Genomic DNA, 1,530 nt, shown 5'->3' on the forward strand with positions numbered 1-1,530 from the left:
GCAAGGATATCCGCGGTTATTATCACGGTTATTATGATCATCTCGGTGTTTACCGTTGTAGCATTCAAGATTGGTTTGACAGAAGGTCTAACAATCACCTTCTTCCCAATGATCATCTTGTCATGGACGATCGAACGTATGTCGATTCTGTGGGAGGAAGAAGGCGCGAAAGAAGTAGCAATGCAAGGTGGTGGTTCACTATTGACTGCGGTACTGGTTTACTTGGCGATGACCAACTCGTATATCCAGCACTTAACGTTTAACTTTATCGGCCTACAGCTAATTGTTTTGGCGGGTATTCTATTACTAGGTACTTACACTGGTTACCGTCTAACAGAACTACGTCGTTTCAAACCGCTAGCGGAGGATTAAACGATGTTTGAACGTTACACTACGCCATCAAAACTTCGCCACAAAGGCATTATGGGCATGAACAAGCGTAACCATAGCTACATTGGTCGCTATAACGATCGCTCTAAATACCCATTGGTGGATGACAAGCTAAAAACCAAGATCATCGCTCAAGCTGCAGGGGCAACCGTCCCTGCCCTTATCGGCGTGATCCACAACCAAGCAGAAGTAAAAACCATCCACAACATGGTAAAAGACTGGCCGGGTTTTGTGATTAAGCCAGCTCAAGGCAGCGGTGGTAAAGGTATTTTGGTGGTGACATCGCATAAAGACGGTGTGTACACCAAACCTTCTGGTGCGACAATCAACAAAGAAGAAGTGGAACGCCACATCAGTAATGCACTGGCAGGGCTGTTCTCGCTCGGCGGTAAGAACGATGTTGCCGTGGTTGAGAACTTGATTAAGTTTGATGACTGCTTCGATGGTTTCAGCTACGAAGGTGTGCCAGACGTACGCATCATCGTATTTAAAGGCTACCCTGTCATGGCGATGATGCGCTGCTCAACATCAGCGTCTGATGGTAAAGCTAACCTTCACCAAGGCGCGGTCGGTGTCGGCATTGATATCGCAACAGGCAAAGCCATTCGTGCGGTGCAATTCGACCAACCAGTAACGCACCACCCAGATACGGGTAAAGATTTATCGACCCTGCAAGTGCCTCATTGGGAGCGTTTGCTAGAACTTGCGTCAAGTGCTTGGGAAATGACGGGGCTGGGTTACATGGGTACCGACATGGTTCTCGACAAAGAAGAAGGTCCGATGGTACTTGAGCTGAATGCTCGTCCTGGTTTGGCTATTCAAATCGCGAACGGAGCAGGATTGCTTCCTCGCTTGAAGCATATTGAAAGCCTCGGCACTCCAGCGGAGTACCCTAAGCCTATAGAGCGCGTAGCCTACGCGGTTGAGCAATTTGGTGTAAAACCAAAGTTCTAAATCTTACAAGCTAGCAAGTAGCACATGCTTGCTAGCTTTTTTCTTTCTGCCATCGTTTTCACTCCCCTTCCTATCTCATTTCGCCGGTTTCATCATTTGAATCAATGATCGAGCTAACAAAATCAACATAGATCGTTTCTTTTCCACTGAGCCCATTGAGTATGATGTTTACTCCCCTTACTCAAC

At 47.1% G+C, this 1,530-nt stretch carries 2 protein-coding genes; both read left to right on the forward strand.

Annotated features, from left to right (window positions below; genetic code table 11):
• A partial coding sequence (locus R7093_RS23915; protein ID WP_318146848.1) for a 7TM domain-containing protein occupies positions 1 to 372 on the forward strand: 372 nt, incomplete at its 5' end.
• 3 nt (positions 373 to 375) lie between these two features.
• Positions 376 to 1,344: an alpha-L-glutamate ligase-like protein gene (locus R7093_RS23920; protein ID WP_005457241.1), complete on the forward strand. Its 969-nt coding sequence runs from the start codon at positions 376 to 378 to the stop codon at positions 1,342 to 1,344.
• Positions 1,345 to 1,530 lie beyond the last annotated feature (186 nt).

It is taken from the genome of Vibrio sp. 1580 (assembly GCF_033340055.1).